The sequence below is a fragment of the Pseudomonas cichorii genome (genome assembly GCF_015471405.1).
GTDB lineage: Bacteria > Pseudomonadota > Gammaproteobacteria > Pseudomonadales > Pseudomonadaceae > Aquipseudomonas > Aquipseudomonas serbiensis.
Map to the genome: position 1 here is coordinate 19,563 of NZ_BLVZ01000010.1, position 13,960 is coordinate 33,522.

General features: G+C 58.3%; 17 protein-coding genes. 1 reads left to right on the forward strand and 16 read right to left on the reverse strand.

Annotated features, from left to right (window positions below; all coding sequences use genetic code 11):
• Positions 1-376 precede the first annotated feature (376 nt).
• The 13 genes from JL015_RS16685 to JL015_RS16745 all read right to left on the reverse strand — a co-directional run bounded on the left by JL015_RS16685 (position 377) and on the right by JL015_RS16745 (position 10,493).
• Positions 377-1,165, reverse strand: coding sequence for a TatD family hydrolase (locus JL015_RS16685; protein ID WP_200999732.1), 789 nt, complete (start codon positions 1,163-1,165; stop codon positions 377-379).
• Positions 1,166-1,179: 14 nt separating this feature from the next.
• Entirely contained in the window at positions 1,180-1,536 is a 357-nt protein-coding gene (locus JL015_RS16690; protein WP_122317574.1) for a PilZ domain-containing protein, read from the reverse strand.
• Positions 1,537-1,569: 33 nt separating this feature from the next.
• Positions 1,570-2,556, reverse strand: coding sequence for a DNA polymerase III subunit delta' (locus tag JL015_RS16695; protein WP_201019245.1), 987 nt, complete (start codon positions 2,554-2,556; stop codon positions 1,570-1,572).
• On the reverse strand, positions 2,549-3,181 hold the full coding sequence (gene tmk, locus JL015_RS16700) for a dTMP kinase (protein WP_201019246.1): 633 nt from the start codon (positions 3,179-3,181) through the stop codon (positions 2,549-2,551). Before tmk ends, JL015_RS16695 begins: the two co-directional genes overlap by 8 nt.
• Before the next feature lie 19 nt (positions 3,182-3,200).
• Positions 3,201-4,328, reverse strand: coding sequence for an endolytic transglycosylase MltG (mltG, locus tag JL015_RS16705; RefSeq protein WP_201019247.1), 1,128 nt, complete (start codon positions 4,326-4,328; stop codon positions 3,201-3,203).
• A gap of 3 nt (positions 4,329-4,331) precedes the next feature.
• Positions 4,332-5,147 carry an aminodeoxychorismate lyase gene (gene pabC, locus JL015_RS16710; protein ID WP_201019248.1) on the reverse strand — a complete coding sequence of 272 codons (816 nt, stop codon included), beginning with the start codon at positions 5,145-5,147 and terminating at the stop codon, positions 4,332-4,334.
• Positions 5,147-6,391 carry a beta-ketoacyl-ACP synthase II gene (fabF, locus tag JL015_RS16715; RefSeq protein WP_201019249.1) on the reverse strand — a complete coding sequence of 415 codons (1,245 nt, stop codon included), beginning with the start codon at positions 6,389-6,391 and terminating at the stop codon, positions 5,147-5,149. The genes pabC and fabF overlap by 1 nt, the downstream gene beginning before the upstream one ends.
• Positions 6,392-6,500: 109 nt before the next feature.
• Positions 6,501-6,737, reverse strand: coding sequence for an acyl carrier protein (acpP, locus tag JL015_RS16720; RefSeq protein WP_200999738.1), 237 nt, complete (start codon positions 6,735-6,737; stop codon positions 6,501-6,503).
• Positions 6,738-6,928: 191 nt separating this feature from the next.
• Positions 6,929-7,672 (reverse strand): 3-oxoacyl-ACP reductase FabG, encoded by a 744-nt coding sequence (fabG, locus tag JL015_RS16725; protein ID WP_200999739.1) that lies wholly within the window; start codon positions 7,670-7,672, stop codon positions 6,929-6,931.
• A 15-nt stretch (positions 7,673-7,687) separates the two neighbouring features.
• A complete protein-coding gene (gene fabD, locus JL015_RS16730; protein WP_200999740.1) occupies positions 7,688-8,626 on the reverse strand; it encodes an ACP S-malonyltransferase in 939 nt (312 codons plus the stop codon).
• 117 nt (positions 8,627-8,743) lie between these two features.
• Complete coding sequence (gene plsX, locus JL015_RS16735) at positions 8,744-9,766, reverse strand: phosphate acyltransferase PlsX (protein ID WP_201019250.1); 1,023 nt, start codon at positions 9,764-9,766, stop codon at positions 8,744-8,746.
• Positions 9,767-9,770: 4 nt separating this feature from the next.
• Positions 9,771-9,953, reverse strand: coding sequence for a 50S ribosomal protein L32 (gene rpmF, locus JL015_RS16740; RefSeq protein WP_003179396.1), 183 nt, complete (start codon positions 9,951-9,953; stop codon positions 9,771-9,773).
• A 12-nt stretch (positions 9,954-9,965) separates the two neighbouring features.
• A complete protein-coding gene (locus tag JL015_RS16745) occupies positions 9,966-10,493 on the reverse strand; it encodes a YceD family protein (protein ID WP_095067405.1) in 528 nt (175 codons plus the stop codon).
• 106 nt (positions 10,494-10,599) lie between these two features.
• On the opposite strand from JL015_RS16745, the gene JL015_RS16750 reads away from it, so the two are divergent.
• Complete coding sequence (locus JL015_RS16750) at positions 10,600-11,178, forward strand: Maf family protein (protein ID WP_201019251.1); 579 nt, start codon at positions 10,600-10,602, stop codon at positions 11,176-11,178.
• A gap of 51 nt (positions 11,179-11,229) precedes the next feature.
• Here the strand turns inward: JL015_RS16750 and sppA are convergent, their stop codons facing one another.
• Genes sppA through rluC form a run of 3 tightly spaced genes read right to left on the reverse strand, consistent with a single transcriptional unit; the run spans position 11,230 to position 13,868 of the window.
• A complete protein-coding gene (gene sppA / locus JL015_RS16755) occupies positions 11,230-12,234 on the reverse strand; it encodes a signal peptide peptidase SppA (protein WP_201019252.1) in 1,005 nt (334 codons plus the stop codon).
• Between the two features lie 25 nt (positions 12,235-12,259).
• On the reverse strand, positions 12,260-12,922 hold the full coding sequence (locus tag JL015_RS16760; protein WP_201019253.1) for an HAD-IA family hydrolase: 663 nt from the start codon (positions 12,920-12,922) through the stop codon (positions 12,260-12,262).
• The gene (gene rluC / locus JL015_RS16765) at positions 12,912-13,868 is read right to left on the reverse strand and encodes a 23S rRNA pseudouridine(955/2504/2580) synthase RluC (protein WP_200999746.1); all 957 of its coding nucleotides are present in this window, start codon (positions 13,866-13,868) and stop codon (positions 12,912-12,914) included. Before rluC ends, JL015_RS16760 begins: the two co-directional genes overlap by 11 nt.
• Positions 13,869-13,960 lie beyond the last annotated feature (92 nt).

Sequence of the window (13,960 nt, forward strand, 5' to 3'; positions counted from 1 at the left end):
GCAATGAAGGCAATCAGGACAGGAAATGACTCGTCGGACAGCGCCCGGAATCAAGAACATCGGAATTATCGCCCTATCGGCGTATTTCATTTCAAATCAGGGACTTTCAGTAAAGAGGTAAAAATCCACTCAGCAGAGCCGCTCATTGAGCAATCAATAAGCGGTTTAGTATTCCAAAACTGTTTAAAAAATGAACACCCTATACTGGACGCACCACAATCCTGATCAATACTCAAAACGCTGGCGTGTCATACACCCCCAAGTGACAGGCCGGTAAAGGTGCCGATGGACAGCGTACCTTTGTTTTACTCCTAATGGTCTTAACCCGGTTTCACCCCCCAGAATCCGGGTTTTTTTTGCCTGAAATTAAGGAGCTTCAGCGCTTCGGCACACGCGCCAACGGAAACAGCCGGGCAAAGTTTTCGGTGGTCTGCTCGGCAAAACGCTCGTAGGGCTCGCCCCGCAACATCGCCAGGAACTCAGCCACTTCACGCACGTATTGCGGCAGATTTGGCTTGCCGCGATAAGGAATCGGCGCCAGATAGGGAGAATCGGTCTCGACCAGCAGGCGATCGGCCGGCACCTGTCGCGCCACATCCCGCAGCGCATCGGCATTGCGGAAGGTCACGATGCCGGACAGCGAAATATAGAACCCCAGGTCCAGGGCCGCCCTGGCCATTTCCCAGTCTTCGGTGAAGCAATGCAACACGCCAGCCTGGGGCAAGGCGGCTTCACGCAACAGGTTCAGCGTATCGGCACGCGCCCCACGGGTATGGACGATGACAGGTTTGCCCGTGGCACTGGCCGCCTGCAAGTGCAGACGAAAGGAGGCCTGCTGAAGCTCGGCGGCCTCGGGCTCATAGTGATAATCAAGGCCCGTTTCGCCAATCGCCACCACCCGCGGGTGATTCAGCTCGGACAGCAGCCAGTCCAGGGCAGGCGCTTCGCCAGGCTTGAGATCCAGCGGGTGAATACCCACCGAGCAGTCCACGTCGTCATAACGCTCGGCCAGAGCCTTTACGGCACCGGCATTGTCGGCACTGACACCGATGCACAGAAAATGCCCGACACCTCTGCCACGCGCGGCTTCAAGGGCAGCGTCCAGAGAGCCATCGTGCTGGGTGAGGTCAAGGCGGTCGAGGTGACAATGCGAATCTACAAGCATGGGTAAAGAGACAACTACATCGTATGAGTGGGACGGTCGGACTTGAGAGCACCAACCAGATAGGTTTCGATCAGGTTACGAGCGGTATTGTCACCGTCGTTGAATTGCACGCCGACACCGGCAGCCCGGTTGCCCTGCGCGCCCTTGGGAGTGATCCAGGTCACCTTGCCGGTCACCGGAACCTTCTCCGGCTCATCCATCAGATTGAGCAGCATGAACACCTCATCGCCCAGCTTGTAGCTTTTGCTGGTGGGAATGAACAAGCCGCCATTCTTGATGAAAGGCATATAAGCCGCATACAGCACGGACTTGTCCTTGATGGTCAGGGACAGAATGCCGTTCCGTGGACCCGTACTAGGTGGCAAACTCATTGCAACTCCTCAAAGGTTACCAAGACTGCGAGTCTACGCCTGTCCAGGCAGGCCTGCCCACTGCACCAGCAAAGCTTCAAGCAACAACACTCGATTGAGATTGGCCTTGGACATGACTTTCTGCCGCTGCGCCAGTACCCAGTCCTGAATCTCCAGCACCTTGGCACGAGGCGTCTTTTGCGCCAGATACTGCACGACCTTGCGCATATCGCTCAAGCCAAGCCCGTCTTCATCTTCGGTCAACTGGTAGCGCAGGATCAGGTGCGACCAGTCGCAGAACCAGTCGAAGAGCAGCAACAGCGGAATGTCCTTCCAGCCTTCCGCCAGCTGGGTCGGCGATTGCTGCTGCTTGAGCAGCTTTTTAACGCCATCCACCACCTGAGCCCGCTGCTCGCGGATGCCCTGAGCCTGAAGCGCAACCGCAGCCAGAGGCGAACCGGCAGCAAGGGTCAGCAGTTCCAGACGCTCATCATCCGTGCTGTCCGGCAAGGCTGTTGCCAGCCATTCCAGGCTGGCCTGCTCGCTGGGCAATGGGCAAGCCTGCTGCACGCAACGGCTTTTGATCGTTGGCAGCAACCGGCTGGGCTGGTGGCTGACCAACAGCAGAACAGTATTGCCCGAAGGTTCTTCAAGGCTTTTAAGCAGCGCGTTGGCAGCGTTGATGTTCATCGCCTCGACAGGCTCGATCAGCACCACCTTGCGCCCGCCCATCTGCGCGGTCTGCACGACGAAACTCACCAGATCGCGAACCTGATCGACCTTGATGGGCTTGTCTGCATCTTCAGGCTCCAGCACGTAATTATCAGGATGGCTACCCGCCGCCAGCAACAGACAGGACTTGCACTGCCCGCAAGCATCGAGCCCTTCAGGGCGCTGGCACAACAAGGTGTGCATCAGACGCTCGGCCAGCGCTCGCTTGCCGATCCCCACAGGACCATGCAACAGGTAGGCATGGGCGTGCTGGGGACGACCGGCCATCTGTTGCCACAGAGACGTCTGCCACGGGTAGGCTTCAGCCACGTTGCCGCTCCAGCAACTCGGGCAGCAACGCATCCAGAGACGACTGAACCTGAACCAGTGTCTGCGCCGCATCCACCAAACGGTAACGGGCAGGCTCGGCTTGTGCCCGCGCCAGATAGGTACTGCGCACAGCATCAAAAAACGCCCGGCCTTCCTGCTCGAAACGGTCCAGTCGGCCGCGGGCGGCAGCACGCGCCAGGCCCACTTCAACCGGCAAATCGAACACCAGCGTCAGGTCTGGACGCAAGGCACCCTGGACAAAAGTTTCCAGCGCCGCGATGCGCTCATGGGACAAACCGCGTCCGCCGCCTTGATAGGCATAGGTGGCATCCGTGAAACGGTCACACAGGACCACCTCACCACGCGCCAGTGCAGGGCGAATGACTTCGGCCAGATGCTGGGCGCGGGCGGCGAATACCAGCAACAGCTCGGTATCGGCAGACATGGCTTCGTCGCTGGGTGCCAGCAGCAGCTCACGAATACGCTCGGCCAGTGGCGTGCCGCCGGGTTCACGGGTCAGCAGTACCTCGACACCCTGGGCGCGCAATTGCGCTGCCAGATAATCACGGTTGGTGCTTTTGCCGGCGCCTTCCGGGCCTTCAAGGGTGATGAACAAGCCAGTCACAGGCAATCCTTAGTTATTTTCATTGCGAGGCCGAATCTGTTGGCGGTGCATCGGGCGTAGCCGCAGGTTGAGACTCCGGGGAAGTCGAACCGGACCCGGCAGGTGCTACCGGAATGGGTGCCGGGCTGGATCGGTAATCCGCACGACGCTTGAGCTGATATTCGCGTACCGCTGCGTTGTGGGCATCCAGGTCGTCGGAGAACACATGGCTGCCATCCCCTTTGGCTACAAAGTACAGGCTGGTGCCTGATACGGGATTGAGGGCAGCATTAATGGCTTCTCGCCCGGCCAGAGCAATCGGTGTCGGCGGCAAGCCGGAAATGACGTACGTGTTGTAAGGCGTCGCCTCTTTCAGGTTGGCCCGGGTCAGCTTGCCGTTGTAGCGCTCACCCATGCCGTAGATCACTGTCGGATCGGTTTGCAGCAGCATGCCCAGCGCCAGGCGACGGACAAACACCCCGGCAATTTCACCGCGCTCGCGAGGCACGCCGGTTTCCTTTTCAACCAGCGAGGCCATGATCAAGGCCTGGTACGGGTCCTTGTACGGCAAATCCGCCGCCCGCTTGCTCCACTCCTCCTCCAGCACGTCTTCCAGACGGTTGTAGGCCTGCTTGAGCAATTCGGCATCGGTCATGCCGCGCACATAGCGGTAGGTGTCGGGAAAGAAACGCCCTTCAGGGAAGACATCGGAATGTCCAAGCCTGGCCATCAACTGGCTGTCGCTCAATCCGCTCAGGGTCTGTTCAAGTTTGGGCTGTTTGGCCAATGCAGCGCGTACCTGCCGGAAGTTCCAGCCTTCCACCAGCGTCAGGCTGTACTGCACGACTTCCTTGCGCTTCCAGACACCAAACAGCGCCTGTACGTCCATGCCCGGCGTCATGCGATATTCGCCACTGTGCAGCGGCTGCTCGGCCAGATTGAAACGCCAGTAAAGACGCAGCCAGAAGGCATCCTTGATCACGCCGTCGGCCTGCAGGCGATTCAACACCAGGGACGGTGAAGAGCCGACAGGTACGTCCAGCAGTTGTTCCTGGGTGACATTCAGAGGTTGCCTCAACGCTTCCCGTTGCTGCCACCAGGCAAAGCCCAGCGCCAGACCTGCCAGGACTACAGCGATTTCCAGCAATACCAGTATTTTTCGGATCACGAATCAGTTATCCAGAAGTGCTCGAGCAATGTCTTGCAGTTTACGGGTGAGCGGACCAACCGGCCAGTTCAGCCTTGAAAAGCCACGCACCGGCCACACCCCATAAACGCTATTGCACAGAAACAGCTCATCCGCCTGTTCAAGGTCGGACAAGTGCAGGTCACGGATATCGACAGCAATACCCTGATTTCGTGCCTGATCCAGCAACTCGGCACGCATCACGCCCGCCACGCCACAGCGACTCAGGTCAGCGGTCAGCAAGCCACCCTCGCGAACCAGAAACAGATTGCTGTAGACCCCCTCGATCACGCGACCGGAGGTATCGCACATCAGGCCTTCAGCATGCTCGCTGTCTTGCCACTCGGAACGGGCCAGCACTTGCTCCAGACGATTCAGATGCTTGATGCCAGCCAGCAACGGCTGCTCGGCCAGTCGGGTCTTGCAAGGAAAAAGACGTACACCCTGCTCGGCATGGGCTGGCGGATAAGCAGGCGCCGGAGCACCCTGAAGAATGCGGCGCGAACGGGTATCAGCGGCTGGAGCATAACCGCGCTGGCTATCGCCACGGGTCAGAATCAGCTTCATGACCCCGTCGCCCAGTTGCGCAGCGAAGCGGGTCATTTCAGTACGAAGCAGCGCCTGATCGGCTGGAATGGCCAAACGACTACAGGATGTTTCAAGACGCTGCAAATGACGCTCGAAGAGCAACGGCTGGCCATTCCTGACGGCGATGGTTTCAAATACACCATCGCCATAGGCAAGACCTCTGTCCTTGAGGGGCAGAGAGTCTTCGGGACAGCCATCAACCCAGGCGAGCATCACTCGCTGAACCGACGGAACACCAGCGAGCCGTTGGTACCGCCAAATCCGAAGGAGTTGGAGACTGCAACATCGATCGGCATGCGACGCGCCTCATGAGGCACGAAGTCCAGATCACAGCCTTCGTCCGGCTCATCCAGGTTGATGGTTGGAGGAGCGACCTGATCGGCAATCGCCAGCACACTGAAAATCGCCTCGACCGCGCCTGCAGCACCCAACAGGTGACCGGTCATGGACTTGGTGGAGCTGACTGCCAGCTTGTAGGCGTGATCACCGAACACCGACTTGATCGCCGAGGCTTCAGCCAGGTCGCCAGCAGGTGTCGAAGTACCGTGAGCATTGATGTACTGGACCTGATCGGTATTGAGCTTCGCATCGCGCAGCGCATTGACGATACAACGTGCAGCACCGGCACCGTCATCGGGTGGCGAAGTCATGTGATAGGCATCACCACTCATGCCGAAGCCGACCAGCTCGGCATAGATGGTCGCGCCACGCGCCTTGGCGTGCTCAAGCTCTTCGAGCACCAGTGCGCCCGCACCATCGGAGAGGACGAAACCGTCGCGCCCCTTGTCCCACGGACGGCTGGCACGCGCCGGGTCGTCGTTGCGGGTAGACAATGCACGCGCCGCACCGAAACCGCCCATGCCCAGACCGCAGGCAGCCATTTCGGCGCCGCCGGCGATCATGACGTCAGCTTCGTCGTAAGCGATATTGCGCGCCGCCATGCCGATACAGTGCGTAGCCGTGGTACAGGCTGTGGCAATGGCGTAGTTAGGACCCTGTGCCCCCAAATGGATGGACAGGAATCCGGAAATCATATTGATGATCGAGCCCGGTACAAAAAACGGAGAAATCCGCCCCGGCCCCTGCTCATGCAGCAGACGACTGCTGTTTTCGATGTTGGTCAGACCACCGATACCCGACCCCATGGCAACGCCAATGCGTTCGCGGTTGGCATCCGTGACCTCAAGACCCGCATTGCGCACAGCCTGAAAGCTGGCGGCCAGGCCGTATTGAATAAAGAGATCGAGCCGACGCGCTTCCTTCGGCGCCAGGTATTCTTCGACATTGAAGCCTTTGACCGAACCACCGAAGCGGGTGGTGAAGGCCGAAAGGTCCGTGTGCTCGATAAGGCCAATGCCACTGCGGCCCGCCAGAATACCTTGCCAACTGCTGGGTACATCGTTACCCAATGGCGAAAGCATGCCCATCCCGGTGACCACGACGCGTCTACGCGACACAGGACTCTCCTTCTCTATTATTGACAAGACATCGCTTTTTCAAAGAAAAAACCGCACGCCGGTAAGAGCAGTGCGGTTTTCACATCACAGCAACAACGATTACAAAGTCTTAGCCCTGGTGGCTGTTGACGTAATCGATAGCAGCTTGAACGGTGGTGATCTTTTCCGCTTCTTCGTCAGGGATTTCGGTCTCGAATTCCTCTTCCAGAGCCATTACCAGCTCAACGGTGTCCAGGGAGTCAGCACCCAGGTCTTCAACAAAGGAAGCGTTGTTAACGACTTCTTCTTCCTTGACGCCAAGTTGCTCGGCAACGATTTTCTTGACGCGCTCTTCGATGGTGCTCATACCTAGTTTTAACTCCTAGTGGAAATGTTCAGGCATCTGGCCAGAGGGTAAGTGTATAGAAGAGGTTTTGCTGATTTCAAGCTTAACGCTCCTCCACCGAACCTCACCCGCCCTTTGCCTATTTGTAGATTGCAGTTTTACAACGGATTTTAGACAGCTCGTATGACACTTTTTGAAACGAACATCCACTTTTAGCTCATGTACATCCCGCCGTTAACCGGGATTGTAGCTCCGGTAACGTAACCTGCGCCTTCGGACGCAAGAAAAGCGACAACATGCGCAATCTCTTCAGCCTGACCCAGACGTCCCAACGGGATCTGGGTGATCAGGGATTGACGCTGAGCTTCAGGCAGCTCGCGCGTCATGTCTGTATCGATGAAACCTGGTGCCACCGAGTTGACGGTAACGGCACGCGAACCGACTTCACGAGCCAGCGCACGACTGAAACCTTCAAGCCCCGCCTTGGCGGATGCATAGTTTACTTGACCTGCGTTGCCCATGGCACCGACAACAGAGCCAATGCTGATGATACGACCCCAACGAGCCTTGGTCATGCCACGCAGAACGCCCTTGGACAGGCGGAACAGACTGTTCAGGTTGGTATTGACGACATCATGCCACTCGTCATCTTTCATGCGCATCATCAGGTTATCGCGGGTGATACCGGCATTATTGACCAGAATCAGCGGCGCACCGACACGCTCCTGAATCGTTGCCAGCACCGAATCCACGGACTCGGCATTGCAAACGTCCAGCGCCAGGCCGAAGCCTTCGATGCCGTTTTCCTTGAATGTCGCAGAAATGCGCTCGGCACCCGACTCAGAGGTCGCAGTACCCACGACGACTGCGCCATTGCGCCCCAATTCCAGGGCAATGGCTTGACCAATACCACGACTGGCGCCAGTCACCAGTGCAACTTTACCTTGCAGGCTCATGCAAGCTTCTCCTAATCAGGCCAGTGCCGCGCGTGCGGCGGCAAAGGCGTCCGGGGTATCCAGGTTGTAGGTAATCACGCCTTCGGCGCAACGCTTGTTCAGACCAGCCAACACCTTGCCCGGCCCACATTCCACCAACTGGGTCGCACCATGGCTTGCCAGGCTCTGGATGGATTCCACCCAGCGTACCGGCTTGTACAACTGCTCCAGCAGATCACGCTTGAGCGTGACCAGATCATTCACGGCAGCGGCACTGACATTCTGCACCAGAGGGATGACAGGTGCCTGCCACTCGATGGCTTCGATGGACTCGGCAAAACGCTCGGCTGCCGGACGCATCAGCTCACAATGGGACGGCACACTGACCGGCAATGGCAATGCACGTTTTGCGCCACGGGCCTTGCACAACTCCATCGCACGCTTCACCGCCTCGGCGGCACCCGCGATAACCACCTGGCCCGGCGAGTTGAAGTTCACGGCGCTGACCACTTCACCCTGAGCGGCTTCGGCGCAGGCCGCGATGACATCGGCATCGTCCAGACCCAGGATTGCAGCCATACCGCCCTGACCGGCCGGAACAGCTTCCTGCATCAACTGGCCACGGCGCTCGACCAGCTTGACCGCATCGGCAAGGCTGAGGCTCTGGGCAGCGACCAGCGCACTGTATTCGCCCAGGCTATGACCGGCGACGAACGCAGGAACGGCACCGCCCTCGGCCAGCCATACATGCCAAAGGGCAACGGAGGCCGTCAGGATTGCAGGCTGGGTCTTGTCGGTCTGGTTAAGCGACTCGACCGGACCTTGCTGGGTCAACGCCCAGAGGTCATAGCCCAGAGCATCGGATGCCTGCTCAAAAGTATCGAGGATCAACGGATGCTGTGCGCCCTGCTCGGCGAGCATGCCGAGCGATTGCGATCCTTGCCCCGGAAAGACGAATGCGAGGGATGCAGACATGTAACAGGCCCCTGAATTGTTGTCGTCGAAAATAGGCGTCCGGCAATGCCGAACGCAGGAATTCAAATTTGCATGACTGCACGTTTGGATGACTGGCCAGTCGATTGCGTCACATTTTCAGGAGTCACTGCTTTGCAGTAACACTTCCAGCCGCCCGCGCAGGCGTTGCGGCAGGTTTTCCCGAACCTCGATCAGCGCCCGCTGAATCGCACTCTCGAACCCTTGGGCACTGGCCGAACCATGACTTTTGACCACAATCCCCTGCAAGCCCAACAGACTCGCACCGTTATGCCTTGCAGGCGCAAGTTCAGCCTGCAGACGCTTCAACAGAGGCATTGCCAGAACCCCGACCGCCTTCGCCATCAGGTTGCGCCTGAACAGCTCATCCATTCGTGCAGCAATCATGGTCGCCAGCCCTTCGCTGGACTTGAGCAGCACATTGCCGACAAAGCCGTCACAGACCACTACATCCGCCTCGCCGCGGTACAAACCATCGCCCTCGACGAAACCGATGTAGTTGAGCCCTTTGGCCGCCTGCAACAACGCGGCCGCCTGCTTCACCTGCTGATTACCCTTGATATCCTCGGTGCCGACATTGAGCAAGGCAACCCTCGGGCTCACAACCCCAAGCGCCTCGGCCGTGACCGCCCCCATGACCGCAAACTGGTAAAGAGCCTCGGCAGAGCAATCGACGTTGGCCCCCAGGTCCAGCAACTGGCAATAGCCGTTGCGGGTAGGAATGGCGGCAATCATCGCCGGCCTGTCGATACCCGGCAGGGTCTTGAGCACAAAGCGCGACAACGCCATCAACGCACCGGTATTGCCCGCACTGACACAGGCCTGAGCCTGACCATCAGCCACAAGCCCCAAGGCAACACGCATCGAAGAATCAGGCTTGCCGCGCAACGCCTGGGACGGACGCTCGTCCATGGTGACCACTTCGCTTGCATGGACAATATGCAGGCGCGAGCGATCCACACCAGGATGGCGGGTAATCAGTTCTTCAAGTAAGGGAGCTTGGCCGACAAGGGCCAGGTGAAGCGAGGGCGTAGCAGTCAGGCACGCGAGGCTTGCCTGAACAATGTTGCGGGGACCGAAGTCCCCGCCCATTGCGTCGATCGCAATGATCGGAGCGGACAAGAAATTACTCGTCAGCGCCCTTGTCGATCACTTTACGGCCACGGTATACGCCTTCTGGCGATACGTGGTGACGCAGGTGAACTTCACCAGTGGTCTTTTCTACGGACAGAGTGCTTGCCTCAAGAGCGTCGTGCGAACGACGCATGTCACGGGCAGAGCGGGATTTTTTGTTCTGCTGAACAGCCATAATGATTAACTCCTAAACGTTTGGGTCACGCTTTAACTGCGCCAATACACTGAACGGGTTGGACCGCGTTACCTCGTCCACGCTCGGTTCGGGCTCATCGAGACCCGCCGGTTGCTGGCATTCTTCCGGATGATGAGCAGGCACAATCGGCAAGGCGAGCAAAAGCTCCTCCTCGATCAATGCCAGCAGATCCAATGGATCTTCGCCCAGTTCCAGCACGTCATAACCTTTCGGTAACGACTGGGTATTCGCACCCTCCTTCACCACCGCGTAACTGCACTCGCTGTGGATCGGCAGGGTGACCAGCTCAAGACAACGCTGGCAAACCATCTTGACCGAGACGTCGATGGAACTGTGGATAACCACAGACCGGCGCTCGTCACGCTCGAAAACGAATTTAGCCTGCACCGTACCGACATTGTCGGAAAGCGGGTCGCAGAGTCTCTCCAAATCGGCCAGCAGCACTTCACCTTGAAGGGTAGTGCCACGATCAGCCAATTTGCGCGGGTCAACGTGAGGTGGAATCGGGTCATTCAACATAGGCGCAGCATTCTAGGGATGCCCCCTTGGCATGTCAAAGGAAATTCAGGCCTGTTCGCAACTACGACCTCTCATTAGAATCGGCGCTCAGCCCACGGAGAACCGTATGCCATCTCTGCTTCTCGCCTCCAGCTCACCTTATCGTCGCGAACTGCTTGCCCGTTTGCGCCTGCCATTTGCCTGCAAATCGCCCGATATCGACGAAAGCCGCCATGCCGACGAGAGCGCAATCGACCTTGTGCAGCGCCTTGCACGGGAAAAAGCCCAGGCACTTGCCCACGAATATCCGGACCACCTGATCATCGGCTCCGATCAGGTTGCCGTGCTTGGCGGACAGATTCTCGGCAAACCCCACACCTTCGAGCGCGCCCTGGAACAACTGTCAGCGGCCAGCGGCACAACCGTCACCTTCCTTACCGGCCTGGCGCTGCTAAACAGCAAGACCGGCCACTGCCAGGTCGACTACGTGCCATTCAGCGTCCACATGCGCAACCTGGACAAAGCCAGCATCGAGCGCTATCTGCATGCAGAGCAGCCTTTTGACTGCGCCGGCAGCTTCAAGGCCGAAGGACTTGGCGTAAGCCTGTTCCGCAGCACCGAAGGCAGCGACGCCACAAGCCTGATCGGCCTGCCACTGATTCGTCTGGTGGACATGCTTATAAATGAAGGGATCACTATTCCCTGAGCCAGAAACAAACAACCCGACCAATGGTCGGGTTGTTTGCTCAATCAAAGATCAGCGCAACACTGGCCCGCTAAAACCGGCCCACATCGCAATCCGCTCCGCGATACTGGCGCCCAGCTTTTTGGAGAACCGGTCAAAAGGCGACTCCTGAATGGTGTAATCGACGATCTCTTTCTCGCCGATCACTTCACGAGCCACATAGCTCGCACTGCCCAGACCATCGACCAGACCCAGCGAAACAGCCTGCTCACCGGTCCAGACCAGCCCCGAGAACAGCTCGGGATGCTCTTTATCCTTCAAGCGATCACCGCGCCCCTGCTTGACGCTGGCAATGAACTGGCGATGCGTCGTGTCCAGCACGCTTTGCCAGAACTGCGTCTCGTCAGCCTTCTGCGGCTGGAACGGGTCAAGGAAAGCCTTGTGCTCGCCCGAGGTATAGGTCCGGCGATCCACACCCAGCTTCTCCATGATCCCGACAAAACCGAAACCGGCAGCCGTCACACCAATGGAGCCCACCAGACTGGCCTTGTCGGCGTAAATCTGGTCAGCAGCGCTGGCAATGTAATAGGCACCCGAAGCACCAAGATCGGTGATGACCGCGTACACCTTGATATTCGGCTTCTCGGCACGCAGGCGACGGATTTCATCGTAGACATAGCCCGACTGGACAGGACTGCCGCCAGGACTATTGATACGCAGGATCACACCCTTGGTCTTGGCATCCTCGAAAGCGGTGCGCAGGCTGCCGACAATATTGTCGGCACTGGCCGACTCCTTGTCCGCAATCATGCCCTGCACTTCGATCAACGCGGTGTGGCTTGCCCCGCGTGAAGCGCTCTTTTCCATATCCATGAGCGGCGTGAACAGCAGCAACATGGTGAACAGATAGGCGAAGGTCAGAAACTTGAAAAAGATGCCCCAGCGGCGCGCACGACGCTGCTCCTGAACACCGGCCAGCAGGGTTTTCTCCAACAGCTTCCAGCTTTTTGCATCTTCCTTGCCAGCAACGGTGTCATCCGTTTTTTGCGAGGCAGGCGCTTTCCATTCGTCAGACATATTTCACTCACTCCAACCGCGAAGACTAAACGCCACGCTCACCCAACCAGGTGCGCAATTCAGGAAAACTCTCAATGGACAGACGCGGCTGATACTCACGCAACGAATCCAGGGATTGCGCACCGTAGCCGACCGCAACCGAATCCATGCCAGCGTTACGCGCCATCAGCAGATCGAAGGATGAATCACCCACCATCAGCGAACGCTCGGGCGCAACACCACAATGGGCCATGATTTCATGCAACATCAACGGGTCCGGCTTGCTGGCGGTTTCGTCGGCAGCCCGGGTGATATCGAAATAGTCCTGCCAGTCATTGGACTTCAGAACACGGTCAAGACCACGACGCGCCTTGCCCGTGGCGACAGCGATGCGATAACCCTCATCGCGAAACGCCTGAATGGCTTCGCGCACACCTGCAAACAGAGGCGATGGCACCTTGTCCATTTCCATATAGCTGTCGGCATAGCGCTGACGGAATTCAAGCAGATCACTGGGCGTAATGTGCGGGTACAGCGTGCGAATCGCCTCTGGCAACCCGAGGCCGATAATGCCCTTGATCGCCAGATCGTCGCGGGCTTCCATCCCGCCTTTCAATGCCGCCGTACGCATGGCCTCGACGATACGACCGACCGAGTCGGCCAACGTACCGTCCCAATCGAAAATCAACAGATCATAGTCACGACGCACTCAAACGCTCCACAGTCTTGGCCCACATCTCATCGACCGGGGCCTGCAACTTCAACTCGCCCCCGTCAGGCAATGGCACGGTCAGCATATAGGCATGCAGGAACAGGCGCTTGCCACCCAACTCTCGAATCTCGCGACTGAAATCCTCATCGCCGTACTTGGTATCGCCGGCAATCGAGTGCCCGGCATGCAATGTGTGGACACGAATCTGGTGGGTACGACCCGTTACAGGCTTGGCCTCGACCATGGTCGCGAAATCACCGAAGCGACGCAGGACCTTGAAAATCGTCAGGGCCTCCTTGCCTTCGTCATTGACCTCGACCATACGCTCGCCGGAGCGCAGGTTGCTCTTGAGCAGCGGCGCATTGACCTGCTTCTGAGCCGTCGCCCAGTGCCCGCGAACCAGCGCCATATAGCGCTTGTCCACACCGTCGCCGCGCAAGGCAGCATGCAGGTGGCGCAACATGCTGCGCTTCTTGGCGATCATCAACAGACCGGAGGTATCCCGGTCCAGCCGGTGTACAAGCTCCAGCTCCTTGGCATCAGGTCGCAACTGGCGAAAGGCTTCGATGACACCGAAACTCAGACCGCTGCCGCCATGCACGGCGATTCCTGCCGGCTTGTTGAGCACGATCAAGGCCTTGTCCTCGTAGACAATGGCCGCCTCAAGGCGCTGCAACAAACCCTGTGCGACCGGCACAGGCTCATCGCGCTCAGGCACACGCACAGGCGGAACGCGCACGATGTCGCCCGCCTGCAACTTGTACTCGGGCTTGATCCGCCCCTTGTTCACACGCACTTCGCCTTTGCGCAAGATGCGGTAAATCAAGGTCTTGGGCACACCCTTGAGATAAGTGATCAGAAAGTTATCGATGCGTTGACCGGCAAGTTCCGGGGCAACCTCTACCAGCTGAACGCCGGGGGTTGGGGGGGCAATATTCGTCATGCGACAAATCATAACAATTTTTTATGGATTTGAAGCACTTAATGATTGCTGCTATAGTCGCGAACGCCGCCAAAAGCGGCCGGACAGCGGAC

Excerpts from the sequence above, each read along its gene's own strand:
- JL015_RS16750 (WP_201019251.1), top strand. The coding sequence starts at position 10,600 with ATGCCATCTCTGCTTCTCGCCTCCAGCTCACCTTATCGTCGCGAACTG.
- rpmF (WP_003179396.1), bottom strand. The coding sequence starts at position 9,953 with ATGGCTGTTCAGCAGAACAAAAAATCCCGCTCTGCCCGTGACATGCGT.
- acpP (WP_200999738.1), bottom strand. The coding sequence starts at position 6,737 with ATGAGCACCATCGAAGAGCGCGTCAAGAAAATCGTTGCCGAGCAACTT.
- fabD (WP_200999740.1), bottom strand. The coding sequence starts at position 8,626 with ATGTCTGCATCCCTCGCATTCGTCTTTCCGGGGCAAGGATCGCAATCG.
- sppA (WP_201019252.1), bottom strand. The coding sequence starts at position 12,234 with ATGTCTGACGAATGGAAAGCGCCTGCCTCGCAAAAAACGGATGACACC.
- pabC (WP_201019248.1), bottom strand. The coding sequence starts at position 5,147 with ATGCTCGCCTGGGTTGATGGCTGTCCCGAAGACTCTCTGCCCCTCAAG.
- JL015_RS16685 (WP_200999732.1), bottom strand. The coding sequence starts at position 1,165 with ATGCTTGTAGATTCGCATTGTCACCTCGACCGCCTTGACCTCACCCAG.
- fabG (WP_200999739.1), bottom strand. The coding sequence starts at position 7,672 with ATGAGCCTGCAAGGTAAAGTTGCACTGGTGACTGGCGCCAGTCGTGGT.
- JL015_RS16690 (WP_122317574.1), bottom strand. The coding sequence starts at position 1,536 with ATGAGTTTGCCACCTAGTACGGGTCCACGGAACGGCATTCTGTCCCTG.
- rluC (WP_200999746.1), bottom strand. The coding sequence starts at position 13,868 with ATGACGAATATTGCCCCCCCAACCCCCGGCGTTCAGCTGGTAGAGGTT.
- JL015_RS16745 (WP_095067405.1), bottom strand. The coding sequence starts at position 10,493 with ATGTTGAATGACCCGATTCCACCTCACGTTGACCCGCGCAAATTGGCT.